The organism is Streptomyces ovatisporus, from assembly GCF_042653885.1.
GTDB classification, from domain to species: domain Bacteria; phylum Actinomycetota; class Actinomycetes; order Streptomycetales; family Streptomycetaceae; genus Streptomyces; species Streptomyces ovatisporus.
In genome coordinates this window covers 1-20,449 of the sequence record NZ_JBHSFH010000002.1, presented here as the reverse complement: position 1 = coordinate 20,449, position 20,449 = coordinate 1, and the positions used below count along the sequence as shown (strand labels likewise).

General features: G+C 71.0%; 18 protein-coding genes, 1 tRNA gene and 1 pseudogene. 5 read left to right on the top strand and 15 right to left on the bottom strand.

All coding sequences use genetic code 11. The annotated features are described in order from the left end of the window. Positions 1–84 precede the first annotated feature (84 nt). Together ACFPA8_RS00290 and ACFPA8_RS00285 are read left to right on the top strand one after the other, a co-directional pair. Positions 85–540: a DUF7144 family membrane protein gene (locus ACFPA8_RS00290; protein WP_386440450.1), complete on the top strand. Its 456-nt coding sequence runs from the start codon at positions 85–87 to the stop codon at positions 538–540. A gap of 795 nt (positions 541–1,335) precedes the next feature. Next, on the top strand, positions 1,336–1,641 hold the full coding sequence (locus ACFPA8_RS00285; protein WP_386440447.1) for a hypothetical protein: 306 nt from the start codon (positions 1,336–1,338) through the stop codon (positions 1,639–1,641). A gap of 361 nt (positions 1,642–2,002) precedes the next feature. Here the strand turns inward: ACFPA8_RS00285 and ACFPA8_RS00280 are convergent. Then, positions 2,003–2,084: transfer RNA gene (locus ACFPA8_RS00280), tRNA-Tyr, on the bottom strand. Between the two features lie 186 nt (positions 2,085–2,270). On the opposite strand from ACFPA8_RS00280, the gene ACFPA8_RS00275 reads away from it, so the two are divergent. Then, positions 2,271–2,759, top strand: coding sequence for a YajQ family cyclic di-GMP-binding protein (locus ACFPA8_RS00275; protein WP_386440444.1), 489 nt, complete (start codon positions 2,271–2,273; stop codon positions 2,757–2,759). A 282-nt stretch (positions 2,760–3,041) separates the two neighbouring features. Here ACFPA8_RS00275 and ACFPA8_RS00270 read toward each other — a convergent pair whose 3' ends face one another. From ACFPA8_RS00270 to ACFPA8_RS00205, 14 genes and pseudogenes are all read right to left on the bottom strand, one after another. Further along, positions 3,042–3,905, bottom strand: a complete 864-nt coding sequence (locus tag ACFPA8_RS00270) for an MSCRAMM family protein (RefSeq protein ID WP_386441143.1) — start codon at positions 3,903–3,905, stop codon at positions 3,042–3,044. A gap of 78 nt (positions 3,906–3,983) precedes the next feature. Continuing rightward, positions 3,984–6,248: pseudogene (locus tag ACFPA8_RS00265) on the bottom strand (MMPL family transporter); the annotation flags it as partial. Between the two features lie 171 nt (positions 6,249–6,419). Continuing rightward, the gene (locus tag ACFPA8_RS00260) at positions 6,420–7,007 is read right to left on the bottom strand and encodes a TetR/AcrR family transcriptional regulator (RefSeq protein WP_386440441.1); all 588 of its coding nucleotides are present in this window, start codon (positions 7,005–7,007) and stop codon (positions 6,420–6,422) included. A 135-nt stretch (positions 7,008–7,142) separates the two neighbouring features. Beyond that, positions 7,143–8,003: a zinc metalloprotease HtpX gene (htpX, locus tag ACFPA8_RS00255; protein WP_386440439.1), complete on the bottom strand. Its 861-nt coding sequence runs from the start codon at positions 8,001–8,003 to the stop codon at positions 7,143–7,145. A 200-nt stretch (positions 8,004–8,203) separates the two neighbouring features. Next, positions 8,204–9,826 carry an NADH-quinone oxidoreductase subunit N gene (locus ACFPA8_RS00250; RefSeq protein WP_386440436.1) on the bottom strand — a complete coding sequence of 541 codons (1,623 nt, stop codon included), beginning with the start codon at positions 9,824–9,826 and terminating at the stop codon, positions 8,204–8,206. After that, positions 9,823–11,559 (bottom strand): complex I subunit 4 family protein, encoded by a 1,737-nt coding sequence (locus ACFPA8_RS00245; RefSeq protein ID WP_386440433.1) that lies wholly within the window; start codon positions 11,557–11,559, stop codon positions 9,823–9,825. The genes ACFPA8_RS00250 and ACFPA8_RS00245 overlap by 4 nt, the downstream gene beginning before the upstream one ends. A gap of 2 nt (positions 11,560–11,561) precedes the next feature. Beyond that, entirely contained in the window at positions 11,562–13,592 is a 2,031-nt protein-coding gene (locus ACFPA8_RS00240) for an NADH-quinone oxidoreductase subunit 5 family protein (protein WP_386440430.1), read from the bottom strand. Next, a complete protein-coding gene (gene nuoK, locus ACFPA8_RS00235) occupies positions 13,589–13,987 on the bottom strand; it encodes an NADH-quinone oxidoreductase subunit NuoK (protein ID WP_386440428.1) in 399 nt (132 codons plus the stop codon). The genes ACFPA8_RS00240 and nuoK overlap by 4 nt, the downstream gene beginning before the upstream one ends. After that, entirely contained in the window at positions 13,987–14,640 is a 654-nt protein-coding gene (locus ACFPA8_RS00230) for an NADH-quinone oxidoreductase subunit J family protein (protein WP_386440425.1), read from the bottom strand. The genes nuoK and ACFPA8_RS00230 overlap by 1 nt, the downstream gene beginning before the upstream one ends. Beyond that, positions 14,637–15,257 carry a NuoI/complex I 23 kDa subunit family protein gene (locus tag ACFPA8_RS00225; protein ID WP_386440423.1) on the bottom strand — a complete coding sequence of 207 codons (621 nt, stop codon included), beginning with the start codon at positions 15,255–15,257 and terminating at the stop codon, positions 14,637–14,639. The genes ACFPA8_RS00230 and ACFPA8_RS00225 overlap by 4 nt, the downstream gene beginning before the upstream one ends. After that, entirely contained in the window at positions 15,257–16,219 is a 963-nt protein-coding gene (locus ACFPA8_RS00220; protein WP_386441140.1) for a complex I subunit 1/NuoH family protein, read from the bottom strand. The genes ACFPA8_RS00225 and ACFPA8_RS00220 overlap by 1 nt, the downstream gene beginning before the upstream one ends. Then, a complete protein-coding gene (locus ACFPA8_RS00215) occupies positions 16,216–17,412 on the bottom strand; it encodes an NADH-quinone oxidoreductase subunit C (RefSeq protein ID WP_386440420.1) in 1,197 nt (398 codons plus the stop codon). The genes ACFPA8_RS00220 and ACFPA8_RS00215 overlap by 4 nt, the downstream gene beginning before the upstream one ends. After that, a complete protein-coding gene (locus ACFPA8_RS00210) occupies positions 17,409–18,020 on the bottom strand; it encodes an NADH-quinone oxidoreductase subunit B (protein WP_386440418.1) in 612 nt (203 codons plus the stop codon). Before ACFPA8_RS00210 ends, ACFPA8_RS00215 begins: the two co-directional genes overlap by 4 nt. Further along, positions 18,011–18,382: an NADH-quinone oxidoreductase subunit A gene (locus ACFPA8_RS00205; protein ID WP_386440417.1), complete on the bottom strand. Its 372-nt coding sequence runs from the start codon at positions 18,380–18,382 to the stop codon at positions 18,011–18,013. Before ACFPA8_RS00205 ends, ACFPA8_RS00210 begins: the two co-directional genes overlap by 10 nt. 352 nt (positions 18,383–18,734) lie before the next feature. Here ACFPA8_RS00205 and ACFPA8_RS00200 point away from each other — a divergent pair, with 352 nt between their 5' ends. Both ACFPA8_RS00200 and ACFPA8_RS00195 read left to right on the top strand, forming a co-directional pair. After that, complete coding sequence (locus ACFPA8_RS00200) at positions 18,735–19,562, top strand: serine protease (RefSeq protein ID WP_386440414.1); 828 nt, start codon at positions 18,735–18,737, stop codon at positions 19,560–19,562. 226 nt (positions 19,563–19,788) lie between these two features. Then, positions 19,789–20,449 (top strand): sensor domain-containing protein (locus tag ACFPA8_RS00195; RefSeq protein ID WP_386440412.1); only part of this gene is annotated, 661 nt, incomplete at its 3' end.

Sequence of the window (20,449 nt, the reverse complement as noted above, 5' to 3'; positions counted from 1 at the left end):
GTAGCAGGCTGCCGACATTATGACAAACTAGGGCATAAGCACCTGAACAGGTGAAGGCAGACCTTGCAGGAGGAGGGTCTCGACATGGCAACTCATGCCGCCAGTGGTGGAGCGCATTCGGGCACCGCGGTGCGCCATACCGGCAAACCGACGACGATGTTCAGCGGCTGGACGAGGCTGGCCGGTGCTCTGATGTTCTTCGGCGGACTGCTCGCTGTTTCGTCCGGTGTCGCAGCCCTGCGCGAGGACGCCGTATTCGCCTCGACGAGCAACTACGCGTTCGACTACAGCCTTACGGGCTGGGGATGGGTCCATCTCCTTCTGGGCGCCGCGATCGCTGTCGCCGGCATCGCCGTGATCATGACGGGGGCCACGTGGGCGCGATGGGTCGGCATAGTACTCGCCGGCCTGGGCATGATCGCCAGCTTCATGTGGCTGCCCTACTTCCCGCTCTGGGCAGTGATCACGCTGGCGCTCGACGTGTTCATCATCTGGGCACTGTGCGCCGGAATGAACACACGATCACCGACGTCCGCCTAGCAACGCGGAGCGACGGCCCCGGGCCGAACGTGCCGGCCCGGGGCGCTCCGTGGCCGCCTGCGGTATTCCGCAGGCGGCTGCGGTGTGCCCTGCTGAAAGCTGAACGTCGTGGCCGACGGCGAAGGCAACCCAGCTGGCCGCCGCGCCACTCGGTGAGGGCGGTGTGCGCCGCCGGAACAGCCGAAGGGACCAATCTGGACACACAGTTCAGAAGGACTCTGCGTCTGTGATGCCGCAGGAACCGGTGAACTCGGCGGTGCCGACGCAGACATGGCGCCGTAGAAGGCGACCTCGCCGCCGGAAGATGCCGCCGGAGGATCTCGCCCTTGCCGAAGCGGACCTCGCTGCCGGAGAAGACCGCACCGCTGAAGTTGCCCCTGCCATCGGAGAGATGGGCCCGGCGTAGCCCGAAGTCACCGCCGTCGAAAGCCGCGCCGTCCGGCAGGTCACGCTCGGCGGTGCACGGCGGGGGACGGCAACAACGCGGAATGCGGTGGACGTCTGGCGTAAGTCACGGGCAAGGATGTCGTCCGCCGGGCCGGCGAGCGGGTGCACACGTACCGCGCGGATGCGGGGCGGAAGGCACCGGATGACGCTTCGCCGCCGGCCTCACGAAGCCGGAGCAACTCGTTGCCCCAGACGGTCCAAGTTCTGCAAACGGGTCATGAACCGGAGCGAAAGCAGGTGAAGCGGCGTGTTATGGGGCTGAAACGACGCGCTGTGTGGATTGCTACGAATACGCCTTGCGCGGTCTTCAGCGATCGCGACCCAGTCCCTCATGGAAGTGGAGAAGTAATGCGCAAGCTTCGCGAAGCTGCCGTAGTAGCCGCCATGGTCGGCAGCGTCAGCATCCTCGGTGCCGGCATCGCGACCGCCCACGAGCCCCCGGCAGTCAACTGCGAGCAGGACGCCAGCAACACCGACCTGGACCTGAACTTCGCGGGGACGGTCACCGTTGCGGGCAGCGACGGCGGCGACGCCGACGCCAGCGCCACCCAGCAGATCTGCGGCATCGGCAACGAAGAGAACACCAACACCGCCGGCACCGCCGTCGGAGGCATCGGAACCGGAGTGCTCGCACCAGCAGCACCCGAGATTTAGATCGCCGGACCGGCCTCACCTACGAATTCAGGGACCGAGCCTGTGGGCTCGGTCCCTGAACCGCGTTCGGTTCGACTGTGTGTGCTGTCGATCGGGATCCAACCGAAGGCAGCCATCGAGTCGACGGGGCCTCTTCATGGCGGCCGTCGGGCATCCCGCCCCGGCAAGGCACGCCCCCGCGTACGTACCGATTCCCGCGTCAAGCAGCGTGGGACGTCCTCCCGCCCCCGGCGTCCGGCAGAGTGCCCGATGCGTGCCCGATCGGACGGGGAGCCAGCGGGAACGGCGGAGAGTCAGGGGGCGCAGACAGACGAACGGCTCCCGACCGTTTTTCATGGTCAGGAGCCGTTTCGCATCCATGTGGCGGCGCCAGGATTCGAACCTGGGAAGGCTGAGCCGGCAGATTTACAGTCTGCTCCCTTTGGCCGCTCGGGCACACCGCCTGGGAATTGCTGCCCGGCCCGCCCGAGGCGGTGCTCCGTGGCAACGGTGTAAACCATACCCGATGACCGGGGGTGGTCCGCCACCCGGTTGATCAGGGGTGGGAGCGGCGCTCAGTGACTAGGCTGAACCGGCGGTTCACACGGGCCGCGTCCCTGACGGATCTATCGACGAGGAGCCAACTCACCATGGCCGACTCCAGTTTCGACATCGTCTCGAAGGTCGAGCGGCAGGAGGTCGACAACGCCCTCAACCAGGCCGCCAAGGAGATCTCGCAGCGTTACGACTTCCGGGGCGTGGACGCCTCCATCTCGTGGTCGGGCGAGCGGATCGAGATGAAGGCCAACGCCGAGGAGCGGGTGAAGGCCGTCCTCGACATCTTCCAGTCCAAGCTGATCAAGCGGGGCATCTCGCTCAAGGCGCTGGACGCGGGCGAACCGCAGGCCTCGGGCAAGGAGTACAAGATCTCCGCGACGCTGAAGGAGGGCATCGCGCAGGACGACGCGAAGAAGATCGCGAAGGTCATCCGCGACGAGGGGCCGAAGGGCGTCAAGGCCCAGGTGCAGGGCGACGAGCTGCGCGTCTCCTCGAAGAGCCGCGACCATCTTCAGGAGATCATCGCGCTGTTGAAGGGCAAGGACTTCGACTTCCCGATCCAGTTCGTGAACTACCGCTGACCAACCGGCCCGGCCTGTACGGACGTCGGACGCCCGGTCGGACCGGCTGCTGCCGCGGGCACCGTGGTCGCGGGCACCGCGGTGGGGGCGCAGGGCACGAACGCGGGACGGCACAACGGGGCCGCGTCACCGAGTGCATCGGGGACGCGGCCCTCGTCGTGCCGTCCCGCGGGCTGCGCGCAGCTGAACGTGCGTGAGGCCGGGGCGTCCCCCGCGCGGGCCGTGGACGCATGCTCCGCTGACATCGCGTGCACGGCCCGGCGGAGTCCCGGGGAACGTGAACTACTCGTCGGGGTGGCGTAGTTCGATGTCGAAGTCGTCCACTCCGGGACCGTCGACGTGCAGGGCGCTCGCCACCGGCGGGTAGCCGGCGGCGATGACGGTGTACTCGCCGGCGTCCAGGTCGGTGAAGGCGTACGCGCCGTCCTCCCCCGTGGTGGAGGACGCGACGACGTTGCCTGCGGCGTCCACGAGGGAGACGCGGGCGTCCTGGAGCGGTCCGCTGACGGCGCGTACGGTGCCGTGCACGCGTGCGCCCGCCGACAGTTCGATCTCGACGCGGGTCACGCCTTGCCCGTCGACCTCGACCGGGCGCGCGGCGGGCCGGTGACCGGGGGCGTTCACCGCGAGGGTGAAGGTCCCGGTGACCAGCTCGCTGAAGGTGAAGTCGCCGAGCCGGCCGGTCCTTCCGGTCGCCAGCACCTCGCCCCGCACGTCGGTCACCACGACCAGTGCCGCCGGCACCGGCTGCCCGTCCGCCGAGCCGCGCACCACACCGGTGAGGCGGCTCGTGCCGGTGAGGAGTATGTCGTGGTTCAGCGTCACGTCGCCCACGACCACGGTGGACGCCTGGGGCTGGTGCCCGTCGGCTCCCGCGATCAGCACGTAGCTGCCGGGCCCCGGGGCGTCCAGGACGTACGAGCCGTCGGCGTGCGCCACCGAGCGCCCGATCTGGCGTCCACGCTGCGAGATCAACGTGACGGCGGCACGCGCCACCGCCGAACCGTCGGCGTTGCGGACTGTGCCACGTACACCGCTGCCCTCCGGGTCGTACTGCTCCTCGCCCGGGGACGCCGCCCCCGTCAGGACGCGCGGCCGCTCCTCCTGCGCGGGTGTGAGGCCCGAGTCGGACGCGGACGCGGCCACCCCGACGGGTACGGGCGCGCGCTCCGTCTCCCAGGGCGCGGCATGCTGCGGAGGGACGGAGCCGGCGGGCTGCGGGGCGTCGTCGTCGCGCGCGCTGTCCGCGACGTCGCGCAGGCCCTCGCCCTCGACGTCGACGTTCGGCAGGGCACGGTCGAGCCAGCGGGGCAGCCACCACGCGGCCCTCCCGAGCAGCGCGAGGACCGCGGGGACGATGGCCATGCGCACGATGAACGCGTCGAAGAGGACGGCGACGGCGAGGCCGAAGCCGATCATCTTGACCATCGAGTCGGTCGACCCTATGAAACCCGCGAACACCGCGATCATGATGACGGCGGCAGCGGTGACGACCCGGGCCCCGTGCCGGAATCCGGTCACGACCGCCTGCTCGGGCTGCTCCCCGTGTACGTACGCCTCCCGCATGCGCGTGACCAGGAAGACCTCGTAGTCCATGGCCAGTCCGAAGACGACGCCCACCATGAAGATCGGCATCATCGACATGACGGGACCGGTCTCCTCGACGGCCATCAGGCCGGCGAGCCAGCCCCACTGGAAGACGGCGACGACGGCGCCGAGCGCGGCGAGCACGGAGAGCAGGAAGCCCAGCGCCGCCTTGAGCGGCACGAGGATCGAGCGGAAGACGACGATCAGCAGCAGGAAGGCCAGGCCGACGACGAGCGCCAGGTAGGGGGCCAGCGCGTCGTTGAGCTTCTGCGAGACGTCGATGTTCATCGCCGTGCTGCCGGTGACCAGTACGTCCGCGTCGGTGGCCGTCCGGACCTCACCTCCGCTGTCGCGGATGGCCTCGACCAGGTCCTCGGTACCGGCCGAGGACGGCTCCGAGTCCGGGATGACGTTGAGCATCGCGGTGTCCCCGGACTTGTTGAACGTCGCCGGGGTCACCGTGAGCACGTTGTCGAGGCCCTTGACGGCCTTGGTCACCTCGCCGACGGCGGCCTTCGGCTGCTCGCCGGGACCGACGTCGACGACGACCGTCAGAGGGCCGTTGAACCCGGGGCCGAAGCCGTCCGAGAGAAGGTCGTACGCCTTGCGCTGCGTGGTGCTGGTGGGCTGCGAACCGTCGTCGGGCAGGCCGAGTTCGAGCGACTTGACGGGGACGGCGGCGGCGCCGAGGCCGAGCACGGCGATCAGCAGGACGACGAGGGGCCGGCGGATCGCGAGGCGGGCCCAGCGGGTGCCCAGGTTCGGCCTGCCTCCGGAGGGGCCGGCGTGCTCCGGACCTCCGGCGCCGTCCGGACGGCCGGCGTTCCCGGAACGCTCGTCCTCCCCGGGGTGCCTGGCCTTCCTGTGCCCGCCGTCCGGCTTGCGCCTCGCGCCCGCGGGCCGCAGCCGCTTGCGGGCGTATCCGATCAGTGCCGGGATCAGGGTGAGCGCGATGAGGACCGCTATGGCGACCGTCCCCGCGGCCGCGATGCCCATCTTGGTGAGTATCGGGATGTCGACCACTGCCAGGCCGACCAGGGCGATCACGACCGTGAGTCCCGCGAAGACGACCGCGGAGCCCGCGGTGCCCACTGCCCTGCCCGCGGCGTCCTCCCGCTCGCGGCCGTCGGCGAGTTCGGCGCGGTAGCGGGAGACGATGAAGAGCGCGTAGTCGATGCCGACGGCGAGGCCGATCATCATCGCGAGCGTCGAGGTGGTGGAGTCCAGTTCGAGGGCGTTCGCGAGCGCGGCGATGCCGGAGACGCCGATGCCGACGCCGATCAGTGCGGTGAGGAGCGGGAGCCCCGCCGCGATCAGCGAACCGAACGTGATCACCAGCACGACCGCCGCGACGCCGATGCCGATGACTTCGGTGGTGCCCGTCTCCGGGATCTTCTGGAGCGCGTCACCGCCGACCTCGACGGTCAGGCCCTCCTCCCTCGTGTCCTGCGCGACGTCCTCGAGCGCGTCGCGTGAGGAGTCCTCCAGCTCCATGCCGGAGACCTTGTAGGAGACCTGCGCGTAGGTCGTCGTGCCGTCCCGGCTGACGGCCTTGACCTTGAACGGGTCGACGACTGAGGCGACTTCGGAGCCGGTGCCGAGTTCCTCGACGGCCTGCTGGACGGCGGCCCTGTTGCCGGGAGCGGTGATCTTCTCCCCGTCGGGCGCCTTGAAGACGACACGTGCAGTGGCGCCGTCGGCACTCGCGCCGGGGAAACGGTCCTCCAGCAGATCGAAGGCCTTCTGCGCCTCCGTGCCGGGGATGGAGAAGGAGGCGGACCCTGCTGTGGGCGCCTGCGCGGCGCCGACGCCCGCGAGCGTCAGCAGGGCCACCCAGAAGAGGGCGACGAAGTGCCGCCGCCGGAAGGCGAATCGGCCCAGTTTGTAGAGGAATGTGGCCACGGGGGCGTACTCCCGGTCAGGTCGTGGTGGCTTGCGGGGCTGGATGTGTCGGCCCGACGACGTGAGCGGTCGCGTCAGGTACTTGTTCTCGCGGTGCTGCTCGGGGGGCTGCTCGCGGTGCGGCTCGCGGCGGTACGCGCAGTCGCACGGGGGACGGTTCGCGGGACGTGGTCATACCCCCAGAGCCGGGAGGACGACGGCGTCGATGTAGGAGCGGAGGAAGTCCTGCGTCGGCGGGAGCCCGTCGATCAGGGTGCGCGCTCCGATCGCGCCGATGAGCATGTGCACCACGTATTCGCAGGCGGGGTTGTCCGGGCGGACCTCCCCCCGCTCGACTGCGCGGTGCAGCATCCGGCGCAGCTCCCCCAACTCCGGTTCGATCAGCAGCTCGCGGAAGGCCTGGAGGAGATCGGGATTGCCGTGCACCGCCATGGCCATGCCGCGCATCAGCTCGGAGTGCTGTTCCACCTGGTCGTCGTCCTGGCAGCGGACCAGCTCGTGAAAGTCGCCGCGCAGCGAACCCGTGTCGACGTCGGCCAGCCGGACGGGCTTCTGGTGCCGCAGCGCCTTGACGACGAGCTCGGCCTTGCCTCCCCACTGGCGGTAGAGAGTGGCCTTGCTGGAGCGGGTACGGGCGGCGACGGCGTCCATGGTGAGGGCGTCGTAGCCGACCTCGCGGAGCAGGCCGACCACGGACGTGTAGAGCTCCGACTCGCGCTCGGGTGTGATCCGGCTGCGGCGCGCAGTCGCTTCGGTCACGCTCTTCCCCCACTCCGAACGAAACGGTTTCGTACAGCGAGGAATCTACCCCGAGCGGTCAGCGAAACGAAACAGTTTCGTACGTGGTCCATCTCACCCTGCCGCCGAGGGAGTACGCGCCCCGGCTGCCCGGACTCAGAGGCGACGGCCCGCCATGCGTTCCAGGCGGGCGACGCGCTGCGCCATCGGCGGGTGGGTGGAGAAGAGGCGGGTCATGCCCTCGCCGCGGCGGAACGGGTTCGCGATCATCAAGTGGCTCGCCGTCTCCAGCCGCGGCTCCGGGGGCAGGGGCAACTGCTTGGCGCCCGCCTCCAGTTTGCGCAGCGCCGAGGCCAGCGCGAGCGGGTCGCCCGTGAGCTGGGCCCCGGCCGCGTCGGCCTCGTACTCCCGGGAGCGGGAGACCGCGAGCTGGATGACGACGGCTGCCAGCGGGCCCAAGATCATGATCATCAGCATCCCGGCCAGGCCCGGCCCCTCCTCGTCGTCGCTGCGCCCGAAGGGGATCAGCCAGGCGAAGTTGACGAGGAACATCACCACGGAGGCGAGAGCGCCCGCGACGGATGAGATGAGGATGTCGCGGTTGTAGACGTGGCTCAGTTCATGCCCGATGACGCCGCGCAGTTCGCGCTCGTCCAGGAGACGGAGGATCCCGTCCGTGCAGCAGACCGCGGCGTGACGGGGGTTGCGTCCGGTGGCGAAGGCGTTCGGCGCCTGCGTCGGGGAGATGAACAGGCGCGGCATCGGCTGACGGGCGGCCGTGGAGAGTTCACGGACCAGGCGGTAGAGCTCCGGCGCCTCGAACTCGCTGACCGGACGGGCGCGCATTGCGCGTAGAGCGATCTTGTCGCTCCTCCAGTACGCGTAGCCGTTGGTGGCCAGCGCGATCACGAGCGCGAGCAGCAGTCCCGTGCGGCCGAAGAAGCTGCCGACGACGAGGATGAGAGCGGACAGGCCCCCAAGGAGCACAGCTGTCCTCAGCCCGTTGTGCCGGTGCACCGTACGCCCTCCAGAATTGCGGCAGGGGAACCCCGACCGGGGTGGTCATGCAACGGTCCGGTGGACCCTCTCGCCCTGGTCAACGCGGGGCGCGGGACAACAGTTCCCTGCCGGGGACGGTGCAAGCGGAGGCCTGGCCGCCACTGCGACGGGCGCCGGGCGGTCCTCCTCCGGGGGACGGCGCATGTGCCGGACAGGCCCTAACGCAGTCCCCCGGCCGCGAAGGTGAGCACCAGATCGGGGTCGAGTGAGAGGACGACCCCGGCGAGGGCCGTCAGGGCGATGCCCGCGGACAGCGGGGCGGCGATCCGCGGACGCTGCTGCGCGCCGCCTCCCCGGGCCCCTTCCGCGGCGGCCGGCGTGGCGGGTTCGCCCCTGCGGAAGGCCAGTGCCGTCCACTGCAGGTAGTAGTAGAGCGCGATCACGACGTTCACGGCCATGATCACCGCGAGCCAGCCCAGCCCGTTCTGCACCGCCGTGGAGAAGACCGCGACCTTCGCGAAGAGGCCGATGACTCCTGGCGGGAGTCCGGCCAGGCAGAGCAGGAAGAAGCCGAGGGCGAGGGCGGCGAGGGGGTGGGAGGCGTAGAGCCCGCGGTAGTCCTGCAGGCGGTTGGCCCTGCCGGCGCGGCCGATGTGCGCGACGACGGCGAAGGCGCCCAGATTCACCGCCGCGTACATCAGGAGGTACGCGACCGTGGCGCCGGCGGAGGAGAGTGCCTGCTCGGGGTGCGTACCGGCCTCGGGCGCGGCGGCGGCCAGCGGCACCAGCAGGTAACCGGCCTGTCCGACGGAGGACCAGGCCAGGAGGCGTACGGCACCATGTGCCCGGTCGGGGCGCTGGCGCAGCGCGGCCGCGTTGCCGACCGTCATGGTCACAGCGGCGAGTACGGCGAGGGCGGGGCCCCAGATCTCACCCCTTGAGGCGAACGCCTGGACGACCAGCAGGACGAGCCCGGCGAGTCCGGCGGTCTTCCCGACGACCGAGAGGAACGCGGCCACGGGCACAGGCGCGCCCACATAGGTGTCCGGAACCCAGAAGTGGAAGGGGACGACGGACGCCTTGAAGGCGAATCCGACCAGGGTGAGCGCGAGCCCCGCCGAGCCGAGGGAGTTCAGCTGCGGGTCGGTGCCGGTGAGGCCGTCGCTGATCCCCTGGAAGTGGAGGGTGCCGGTGACGGCGTAGAGGAAGCTCGCCCCGAGCAGGGTCACGGCGGTGGCGGTGACGGAGGAGAGGAAGAACTTCAGGGCGGCCTCCGCCGATCCCCTGTTCCCCAGGCGCAGTCCGACGAGCGCGAACGAGGGCAGCGACGCGACTTCGAGGGCGATGACGAGGGTGACGAGGTCGCGCGAGGCCGGGACGAGCGCGGCTCCTGCGGTGGCGGACAGCAGAAGGAACCAGTACTCGCCCGCGGGCAGTTTCAGGTCCCGTACCGCCGGCATCGAGATCAGCACGGTGACGAAGGCGGCGGCGAGGACGAGGAACTGGAGTACGAGCGCGAGAGTGTCCGCGGAGTAGCTGCACTCCTGCAGTCCGTCGGGAAGGCAGAACGTCGCGGTGGTCCGGGTGCGCAGGAAGAGCAGCGGAACCGCGGCCAGCAGCAGTGCCGCGCCGGAGAGCGGGCCGAGGAGCCGCTTGCCGCGCTCGGGCAGGAAGAGGTCGGCGACGAGGACCGCCAGCCCGGCGACGGCCACCGCTGTCGGCGGCGCGATGGCGAGCCAGTCGACGGACTGGGCGACGGGCCCGGCGGAACCGGTGAACACGCCGTCGGTCGTCGTGCCGGCCGGCGGGGCGTACGTCTGGGCGCTGATCGCGGCGCTCATCGGGTCACTCCAGGCAGGAGGTTCTGCACAGCGGGGTCGGTGAGCCCGAGGAGGAGGGCGGGCCAGAGTCCGGCGGCGACGGTGAGCAGTACGAGGGGCGTCCAGGCGGCGTACTCGTAGCTGCGGACGTCGGGGAGGCGTGCTGTCGCGGAGTGCGCGGGACCGGTGCCGCCCGGCTCGGTCTCCTGGTGGCCCAGTTCCGTCCGCTCGCGTCCGCCCTGCTGCTGCGGGGCGTCCTTCGGATCGCCCATGCAGACCCGCTGTACGACGACGAGCATGTAGGCGGCGGTCAGCAGGGTGCCGAAGGCGGCGATCGCCATGAAGGTGAGGAAGGCGGGGCGGCTGAGTCCCTCTGCCGGTTCGAACGCGCCGAGCAGGGCGAGCATCTCGCCCCAGAAGCCCGCGAGTCCGGGCAGTCCGAGTGAGGCGACGGCGGCGAAGGCCAGCAGACCGCCGAAGCGGGGTGCGCTGCCGTACAGCGCGCCGCCGCTCTCACCCGAGAGCGTGTCGAGGTCCGTGGTGCCGGTCCGTTCCTTGAGCGCGCCGACGAGGAAGAAGAGCAGCCCGGTGATGAGGCCGTGGGCGATGTTCGCGAACAGCGCGCCGTTGACCCCCGTCGGCGTCATGGACGCGATGCCGAGCAGCACGAACCCCATGTGGCCCACGGAGGAGTAGGCGATGAGGCGCTTGAGGTCGCCCTTCGCCCCCCTGCGTGCGAGGGAGAGGCAGGCCAGCGAACCGTAGACGATGCCGACCACGGCGAAGGCCGCCAGCCAGGGGGCGAAGAAGCGCATCCCCTCCGGCGCGACGGGCAGCAGGATCCGGACGAAACCGTAGGTCCCCATCTTCAGCAGGACGCCCGCCAGCAGTACGGAGCCGACGGTGGGCGCTGTCGTGTGGGCGTCGGGCAGCCAGCTGTGCAGCGGCCACATCGGAGTCTTCACGGCGAGGCCGACGCCGATCGCGAGCACGGCGAGGATCTGCGTGGTGCGGGTCAGTCCGGCGTGGTCGTCGCCGGCGAGCGCGACCATGTCGAACGTGCCGCCCTTGAAGCCGACGAGGAGGAGGCCGAGCAGCATCACGACGGAGCCGAGGAGGGTGTAGAGGATGAACTTCCAGGCCGCGCGGGCCCGTTCCCGGGGTTCCGCGCCGCCCCAGCGGGCGATGAGGAAGTACATCGGGACGAGCACCGTCTCGAAGGCGAGGAAGAACAGCACGAGGTCGAGCGTCGCGAAGGTGGCGAGCGTGCCCGTCTCCAGGAGGAGGAGCAGCGCGACGAAGGCCTGCGGGGTGCCGCCCTGATGCGCGGGCCCGCCGGGGCGGGCGCCGTCGGAGCCGGACTCGGCGTCGCCGTCGGCGGAGCCCGGGGAGGTGTGCGCCCCGTAGCTGTAGAGCGCGCACAGGAAGGTGAGCAGAGCGGTCAGTACGACCAGCGGCAGCGAGACGCCGTCCACTCCGAGATGGAGGCGGATGCCCAGCGAGGGGATCCAGGCGACGTCCGACTCGGCCTGCACGGTCCCGGCGTGGCCGGTGTCGAAGCCGAGGGCGAGCACGACGGATGCGGCGAGCACGGCTCCGGTGACGGTCACGCCGTGGCGGAGCACGGCCTGGCCCGGATCGCGTCCACGGAGCCCCGGCGGGGGCGGCAGCAGCGCCGCCACGGCACCGGCCAGGGGGAGGAGAAGCACGCCGATGAGGAGCGCCTGCATGACGGTGTTGCTGACGGAGATCACTGTCAGGCTCCCGAAGATCCGGCGGCGACGAGGACGGCGGCCACCGCGAGCACCAGCGACCCCACGAGCAGAGCGCCGAGGTAGGTCTGCGTGTTGCCCGTCTGTGTGCGGCGTACGAGCGAGCCCAGGAGCCGGGGCCCGAGGCCCGCGCCCCGCACGTAGGTGTCGACGACCTCGCGGTCGAGAAAGCGGACGAGGCGGGCGGCCGCCTGAGTGGGACGTACGAACAGGACGGCGTAGGCCGCGTCCAGCCGGAAGCCGTGGGCGGCGGTGTCGTGCAGCGGCCCGAGCAGCAGCCTGGCGGGGTCGGCCGGGTCGGGCGCGGAGGCGATGTCGCCGTAGGCGGGTACGTGGGTGGCGATGGCCTCGGCCTCGGAGAGCGCGGCGTCGCCCCGGGGGTGTGCGGCGACGGCGCCCATGGGCGCGCGCGAGGCGGCGAGGGCGGTGGTGTGCCGCCACGCGCCGTAGGTCAGGAGTACGCCGACGAGAGCGACTCCCGTCGCCAGTACGGACGTTGCCAGGGAGGGGGCGAGCGAGTCGCTGTCGAACCACTCCGGCAGGACGCCGTAGGCGAGTCCGAGCGCGAGGGAGGGGAGGGCGAGCACCCACAGCACGACGTTCATCGCGGCGGGCTCGCGGTGGTGTTCCTCGGCGGACACGGGCGGGCCTTCACCGCGGAACGCCAGCAGCCAGAGCCGGGCCGCGTAGGCGGCGGTGAGGAGTGCGCCCAGCATCCCCGCCACGAGGACGATCCAGCCCGCGGCGGGTGTGACACCGGCGGCGGCGTCGCCGAAAGCGGCGTGTTCGGCGGCCGCGAGCACCGCTTCCTTGGAGAAGAAGCCGCTGAAGGGCGGCAGGGCCGCCAGCGCCAGCAGACCGATCGTCATCGTCCAGTAGGCGTCCGGCGCCAGCTTGCTCAGGCCGCCCATCCGGGCCATGGCGGCGAGCGAGTTCGTACCGGCCGCGTGGATGAGGACGCCCGCGGCAAGGAAGAGCAGGGCCTTGAAGGCACCGTGCACGAGGAGGTGGAAGACGGCCGCTCCGCGGTCGGCGACGGCCAGAGCGCCTGCCATGTAGGCGAGTTGACCGATGGTGGAGTAGGCGAGGACGCGTTTGACGTCGTCCTGCGCGAGCGCGGAGAGCGCCGATCCGACGATCGTGACCGCCGCGATCAGGGCCAGTACGACAAGCGCGGCTGCCGAGGCGGCGAACACCGGCAGCAGACGGGCGATGAAGTACACACCGGCGGCGACCATGGTCGCCGCGTGGATCAGCGCGGAGACGGGCGTGGGACCGGCCATCGCGTCGGGGAGCCAGGTGTGCAGCGGGAACTGGGCGGACTTGCCGGCGACGCCCGCGAGCAGCAGAAGCGCGATGGCCGTGGGGTGCGACAGTTCGAACTCGGCGAGCTGGGAGCCGAGTTTGCTCGTGATGCCGCTGATCCGGAAGGTGCCGGCCTCGGAGGCGAGAGCGAGGATGCCGATCAGGAACGGCACGTCGCCGAGCTTGGTGACGAGGAACGCCTTGAGCGAGGCGGCGCGGGCGGCCCGCGTCTCCCAGTAGTGGCCCACGAGGAAGTACGAGCAGATGCCCATGACCTCCCAGCCGACGAGCAGCACGATCAGGTCGTCCGCGTAGACGACGAGCAGCATCGCGGCGGTGAAGAGGGAGACGAAGGAGGCGTAGCTCGCGTAGCGCGGGTCGTCCCGCAGATAGCCGGTCGAGTACAGCTGCACACAGGAGGCGACGACGCCGACGAGTACGGCGACCAGGGCCGCGAACCCGTCGACGTTCAGGGCGAGTTGAACGGACAGGGAGGCGTCGCCGGTGGGCGTGAGTTCCGTGGCCGCCCGCAGCGGCTCGCCGCCTCCCTGGCGTACGGCGACCAGGACGGCCAGCACCGCGGAGAGCAGCGTGGGCAGCACCGCGAGCGGCTGGGCGAACCCGGGTGCGCGGCGGCCGGCCAGGAGGCCCGCGACGGCACCGAGGAACGGCAGCAGGGGGACCAGGGCGGCGAGGGTCGTGGTGCTCACGAGGTCTGCCTCCCGCTGTCGGTGGTGGCCTTCACGCCTGCCCGCTCCTCCGGTCCGTCCGCGTCTCCCTCTGCGTCTGCGCCGGTGTCTCTCTCGCGGAGGTCTGTGAGCCGGTCGATCTCGGAGCTGCCGCGCGTGCGGTGGACGACGAGCACGATGGCGAGGCCGATGCCGATCTCGGCGGCCGCGACGGCGATGGTGAAGAGGGCGAGCGCCTGTCCTGTGTGCAGCCGTTCCCGGAGCCACACGTCGAACGCGACGAGGTTGAGGTTGACGGCGTTGAGCATGAGCTCGACCGACATCAGCACGAGGATGGCGTTGCGGCGCGCGAGTACGCCGTAGAGGCCGATGCAGAAGAGGAGCGCCGCGAGTACGGCGGGATAGGCGAGATGCATCAGCCCTGTGCCTCCCCGTCCCGGCGGGCCTGGCCGCCCCCGCTCGTACCACCGCTGCGGCGCCCGTCGCCGCGGCGCTCCGTCTTCTCCTTGCGGGAGAGGACTATCGCGCCCACGAGCGCGGCGAGCAACAGCACCGACAGCGCTTCGAACGGCAGCACCCAGCCGCGGAAGAGCGCCTCGCCGGTGACCCGTGTGGATCCGCTGCCCGAGGTGTCGAGGTCGATCCAGGTGGTGCGGAAGGCGTCGACGACCAGAGTGACCAGTGTGGCGGCGGAGACGAGAGCGGCTGCGAGTGCGACCGGACGGTTGCCGGAGTCGGCGTCGGGTGACGGCCCTATCGGCGCTCTGGTCAGCATCAGCCCGAACAGCAGCAGCACGACGACGGAGCCCACATAGATCAGAACCTGCACCCACGCGATGAACTCGGCCGTCAGCAGCAGGTATTCGACGGCGACACCGCCCAGCGCGGCCACCAGCCACAGGGCCGCGTGCACGAGCTGTTTCGTGGTGACGGTGACCACTGCGGCGCCGAGGGTCACGAGCCCCACCAGCACGAAGACGATCTCCACCCCGGTCGGTGAGAGAAAGCCGGGGTGTGCGGCCGCTTCGGCCACGGCGCCGGCGCCTGCACCGACTTCGGTCGGGGTCACGCTTCGCCCTCTCCCTCGGCCTGGCCGGGCCGCTCCGACGACGACGGGGACGGCCGCGGTCCGGGCGCCTCCGGCCCCTGCTCGGCCTGCGCGGCCTGCTGCTCCGCCCGCTTCTCGGCCGTCTTGCGGGCAGCGGCCATCTCCTTGGGCTCCTCCGCGGCCGGATCGAGGGCGGGCGGCTCCGGCACGGTCCACATCCACTCGCGGAGCTTGTCGCGCTCGTGGGTCAGATCCCGGATGTCGGTCTCGGCGTACTCGAACTCCGGCGACCAGAAGAGCGCGTCGAAGGGGCAGACCTCGATGCAGATCCCGCAGTACATGCACAGCGCGAAGTCGATGGCGAAGCGGTCCAGCACGTTGCGGCTCCGCTCGCGGCCCCCGGGAGCGGCGGCCGGCATCGTCTCCTTGTGAGAGTCGATGTAGATGCACCAGTCGGGGCACTCACGGGCGCACAGCATGCAGACCGTGCAGTTCTCCTCGAAGAGACCGATCACCCCGCGGCTGCGCGGCGGCAACTCCGGCTGCACGTCCGGATAGTGCGCGGTGACCGAGCGGCGGGTCATCGTGCGCAGGGTGACGGCGAGGCCCTTGGCGAGCCCGGATCCGGGCACGGCCATTACTGGATCACCACCTTGACGACGCCTGTGAGGGCGATCTGGAGAAGTGCGAGCGGGACGAGCACGGTCCAGGCCACGCGCTGGATCTGGTCCTCACGCAGCCGCGGATAGCTCACCCGAAGCCAGATGACGACGAAGGCGAGCGCAGCGGTCTTCAGCAGCGTCCACACCCAGCCCAGCGTGTCCGCCACCGGCCCGTGCCAGCCGCCCAGGAAGAGCACGGCGGTCAGCGCGGAGAGCACGACGATGCCCGCGTACTCGGCGAGCAGGAAGAGAGCGAAACGCAGCCCTGTGTACTCGGTGTAGGCACCGAAGATGATCTCGGAGTCGGCGACCGGGGCGTCGAAGGGGGGACGTTGCAGCTCCGCGAGGCCCGCGGTGAAGAAGACCAGCCCGCCGATGATCTGCCAGGGCAGCCACCACCACTGCCAGGCGTCCAGGATGCCCGGCAGGGACAGCGTGCCCGCGGCCATGGCGACCGAGGCGGCGGCGAGCAGCATCGGCAGCTCGTACGCCATCAGCTGGGCGGCGGTGCGCAATCCGCCGAGCAGCGAGAACTTGTTGGCGGACGCCCAGCCGCCCATGAGCGAACCGAGCACGCCCACGCCCATCACGGCGAGGACGAAGAAGATGCCGGCGTCGACCACTTGGCCGACGAGGTCGCCGTCACCGACCGGGATGACGATCAGCACCACGAGGTAGGGCAACAGGGCGACGGCGGGCGCCAGTTGGAAGACCCGGCGGTCCGCGCCGTCCGGGACGATGTCTTCCTTCTGCGCGAACTTCACGCCGTCGGCGACGAGTTGGGCCCAGCCGTGGAAGCCGCCCGCGTACATGGGGCCGACCCGGCCCTGCATGTGGGCCATCGCCTTGTGCTCGGCCTGCCCGACGAGCAGGGGGAGGACGAGGAAGGCGAGCAGGACGGCGAGGAGCCGCCAGAGGACGTCGAGCACATCCATCAGGCGCCGCCCTCCGTCCGTCCGTCACTGCTCTCGCCGCCGCCTTCGCCGCCGGGGCTCTCGCCGTCGGCGCTCTCGCCGTCGTCGCCGAAGGCGGGACGCGCATCGTGCCACGGTGCCTCGGACGCGGCGCCGCCGGGCCGCGGCCGCGTGGGCGGTCCGCCCTCGGTGCGCGGCCTCTCCCGGGACTGCCGTTCCTGCTCCCGGGCCTGTTCGCCGGCGTGCGCCTCGGAGCGGGCCTGCGCCTCCGCGGCCTTCTCGGGCTCCGGTCCCTGCGGTACCTGCTCCGGGGCCCGGTCCGGCGTCCCCGGTTCCTGCTCCGGGGCCTGTTCCTGTCGCGTCGCCTGCTCGGCCGTCCCCGGAGTGCCCTCGTCCTCGCCCCGCTGGCTCGCCGAACCGGCGCTCGCCGAGCGCGCACGCCGCACGGGCCGGTCCCCCGCCCCGCGTCCCGGCGCGCCGCGGCCCGCCGCAGCGCCGCCCGCACGGCCTCGGGCCGGCCGGGCGGGCACGGGCGGCAACTGGCCCTTGAGCGGCCCCCATTCGTTGGGGTCGGGCACGCCCGGCGGCAGCATCTGGCGCCGCTTGGGGCCGCCGTGCTCGGACTCGCCGGGCTCCTTCGCCCCAGGCCACGCCTTGGCCACCCGCGCCGCGAGGACGAAGTCCTTGCGCAGCGGGTGTCCTTCGAAGGTCTCGGGGAGCAGCAGCGGTGCGGGGTGGGGGTGGCCGGTGAACTCGACGCCGAACATCTCCCGCGTCTCCCGTTCGTGCCAGGCCGCACCGGCGTAGACGGGCGTCGCGGTGGGGAGTACGGGCGCCTCGTGCGGCACGGTCGTACGCAGCAGCAGCCGCTGCACGTAGAGGCCGGACACGGCGGGCAGCAGGACCACGTGGGCGCAGACGCGGAAGCCTGTGCCGGGTTCGTCCACCGCGCTCAGCCAGTCGAAGTAGCGGCAGCCCAGCCGGTCGCGGGCCGTTTCGAGAGCGGGGATCCAGGAGCCGGGGGGCACGTCGACCGTCAGCAGGCCGTAGGCCTCCTCGGCGTGCGCGCCCTCGCCGAACAGTGTCACCGTGTCACGCGGCAGCCAGCCCACGGGAGCGGCCGGGGGCTCCGGTCCGGTACCGCCCTCGGGGGACCGCCCGGCCGGGCCGGACGCACTGGGCTGGTCGGGCTGGTCGGGCTGGTCGGACTCGGTCACCGGCTGCTCTCCTCCGACCCCTCGCCCCGTTCCGGCGCCTTCACCGGCCCGCTGGTGAGCGCGGCCGCCGACGGGCGTCCCCGGCCGCCGCCCGCGTACCGCTCCGCCGTCGATTCCCGCGCGATCTTCTCCTGGAGTTTGAGTACGCCCTGGAGCAGCGCCTCCGGCCGGGGCGGGCAGCCCGGCACGTACACGTCGACGGGGACGATCTGGTCGACGCCCTTGGTCACGGAGTACGAATCCCAGTACGGGCCGCCGCAGTTGGAGCAGGCACCGAAGGAGATCACGTACTTGGGCTCGGGCATCTGCTCGTACAGCCGCTTCACAGCGGGTGCCATCTTGTCGGTCACCGTCCCGGAGACGACCATCAGGTCCGCCTGCCGGGGGCCGGGCGCGAACGGGATGACACCGAGGCGGATGAAGTCGTGCCGGGCCATGGAGGCGGCGATGAACTCGATGGCGCAGCAGGCGAGTCCGAAGTTGAAGACCCACAGGCTGTACCTGCGGCCCCAGTTGAGGATCACCTTCATCGGCTCGGGCGCGAGCCGCGCCAGCGGTCCGATGCGGCGGGGCTCGGGGAGGTCGGTCGTCGTGTGCGTCACGTCCATTCCAGGACGCCCTTCTTCCATGCGTAGAGCAGGCCGACGGCCAGAAAGCCGAGGAAGACGAACATCTCCACGAGCGTGACGCCGCCGAAACCGGGTTCGGCGAAGACCGTCGCCCAGGGGAAGAGGAAGACCGAATCGACGGCGAAGATCACGTACAGGAAGGCGTAGACGTAGTAGCGGATCTGCGTGTGCGCCCAGCCTTCGCCGACGGGGTCGACCCCGCATTCGTAGGTGAGGAATTTCTCGCGCGTCGGCACGACCGGCCGCAGCAGCCGTCCGGCGCCGAAGGCCACGGCGACGAAGAGCACCCCGACCACCGCGACCAGCCCGACGACCGAATAGCCGTGGAAGTAGTCCGGCACGTCTGCCCGTCCTCACTCATTCGCTCGTTGAAGTGCTCGGTTCCGGGCGGAGCGCGGGAGATGCGCGAACCGCCGTTCCGTACGGAGGGGAGTCTAGGGCGTACCGCCGAACTTTCACCGGGCAGGACCTGAGACCGAAACGCATGCCGCGTGTGCCCCTTTATGGGGCCCTTGCCACCGGAAACCGCCTCTTGCCATGACCGCACGCACCGGCAGAGAATCACAAAGCGCCTATCGGGACCCTCGCCAATTCCCCGAACGCCATCGGAAGTTGGGATCTTGCAAGGTGTCGTGTTCTTGCGAGTGTCATGGCCCTGACTAGCGCGCAAGCCCCCCACCGAGAGGAAAAACCGTGCAGAAAGACCGCAAGGTGCTCGTGAGAATCGTCGCCGGTGCAGCCGTTGCGCTCACCGCACTGGGCATGACGGCCGCCGGGAACGCCATGGCCGGCACGGACGACGTCAAGGCCTCGCACTCCGCCACGGCGAAGAAGGACGGGCCCAGCACGAAGATCGTCGGCGGTACTCCGGCCGAGCAGGGCGAGTTCCCCTGGATGGTCCGCCTGTCCATGGGCTGCGGCGGCGCGCTGTTCGAGAAGGACGTCGTCCTGACGGCCGCCCACTGCGTCGACGGCAGCGGCGACAACACCAGCATCACCGCCACCGGTGGCGTCGTGGACCTCGAGGACTCCAACAAGGTCGAGGTCAAGTCGACCAAGGTCCTGCAGGCCCCCGGCTACAACGGCACGGGCAAGGACTGGGCGCTCATCAAGCTGGAGAAGCCCATCGACCAGCCCACCCTTCCCATAGCCGAGGACCCGGCCCTCAACGAGGGTGACCTCACCGTCGCCGGCTGGGGCGCCGACAAGGAGGGCGGCGAGCAGCAGCAGAAGCTGCTCAAGGTCACCGTTCCGTTCATCGACGACGCCACCTGCAAGAAGGCCTACGGCGAGCTCGTCGAGGGCGAGGAGCTGTGCGCGGGCGTCGACGAGGGTGGCCTCGACAGCTGCCAGGGTGACTCCGGCGGCCCGCTGTTCCGCAAGGACGAGGCCGGCGAGTTCGTCCAGGTCGGCATCGTCAGCTGGGGCGAGGGCTGTGCCCGTCCCGGCAAGCCCGGTGTCTACACCGAGGTGACCAACTTCGCCGCGGACATCAAGAAGGCCGCCGGCGAGCTCGGCTGACGCCCGGAGAAATCTCACCGCGAAGCCCGCACGGTCCTGCACGGACGTGCGGGCTTCGCCGTGTCCGGCAGCGTGCCGCCCGCGGCGCACGGGCGCGCGAGGAGCGAGCGCGGCAGACGCGGTGACCGCTGGGCTGGGCCGTGGACGCCGGAGGTGGGGTTAGCCCTACTCCGTTCCCCCGCCACACCCCATGGCGTCACCCCCCGCCGCCGTGCAGTCTTGGCGCATGACCGCGAGCGCGTACGGCCCCGGCCGCGAGGAGCAGCCGCACGGAACAGGCCCCGACCAGCACGGCGACCCGCACCACGATGACGGCGACCGCCTGCCGCCGCCCCGTGCGGTGGCGCTCGGCGCGCAGACGTGGCGGGAGATCGCGCATCTGCTGACCAACCTTCCCGTCGGCCTCGTGGGCTTCGTCTACATCTCGGTCTGCATCTACGTCAGCGCGCTGCTCTCCGTCACGGTGGTCGGGCTGCCCCTGCTCGCCTTCACACTGCTCGGCTGCCGGCAGCTGGGGCGGTTCGAGCGGGCACGGGCACGGCGGCTGCTGCGCGTACGCATCGACGAGCCGAGCCCCGTACAGCCGCGTCAGCCGGGCTTCCTGTCCTGGCTGTGGGCCCAGTTGAAGGACTCGGTCGCCTGGCGGCACGCCCTCTATCTCCTGCTGCGGATGCCCTGGGGGTGGCTGACCTTCTCGCTGACCCTGCCGGCGCTCTTCGTGGGGTGGCCCGTGCTGCCGTGGCTCGCGCGGGGGCTGACGAACGTGGACCGCGCGCTCGTACGCACTCTGCTCTCCCCCTCCGACGAGCTGGAGCGGCGCATCGCCGAACTGGAGTCGGACCGTGGTTCGGTGGCCGACACCGCGGCCGCCGACCTGCGCCGCATCG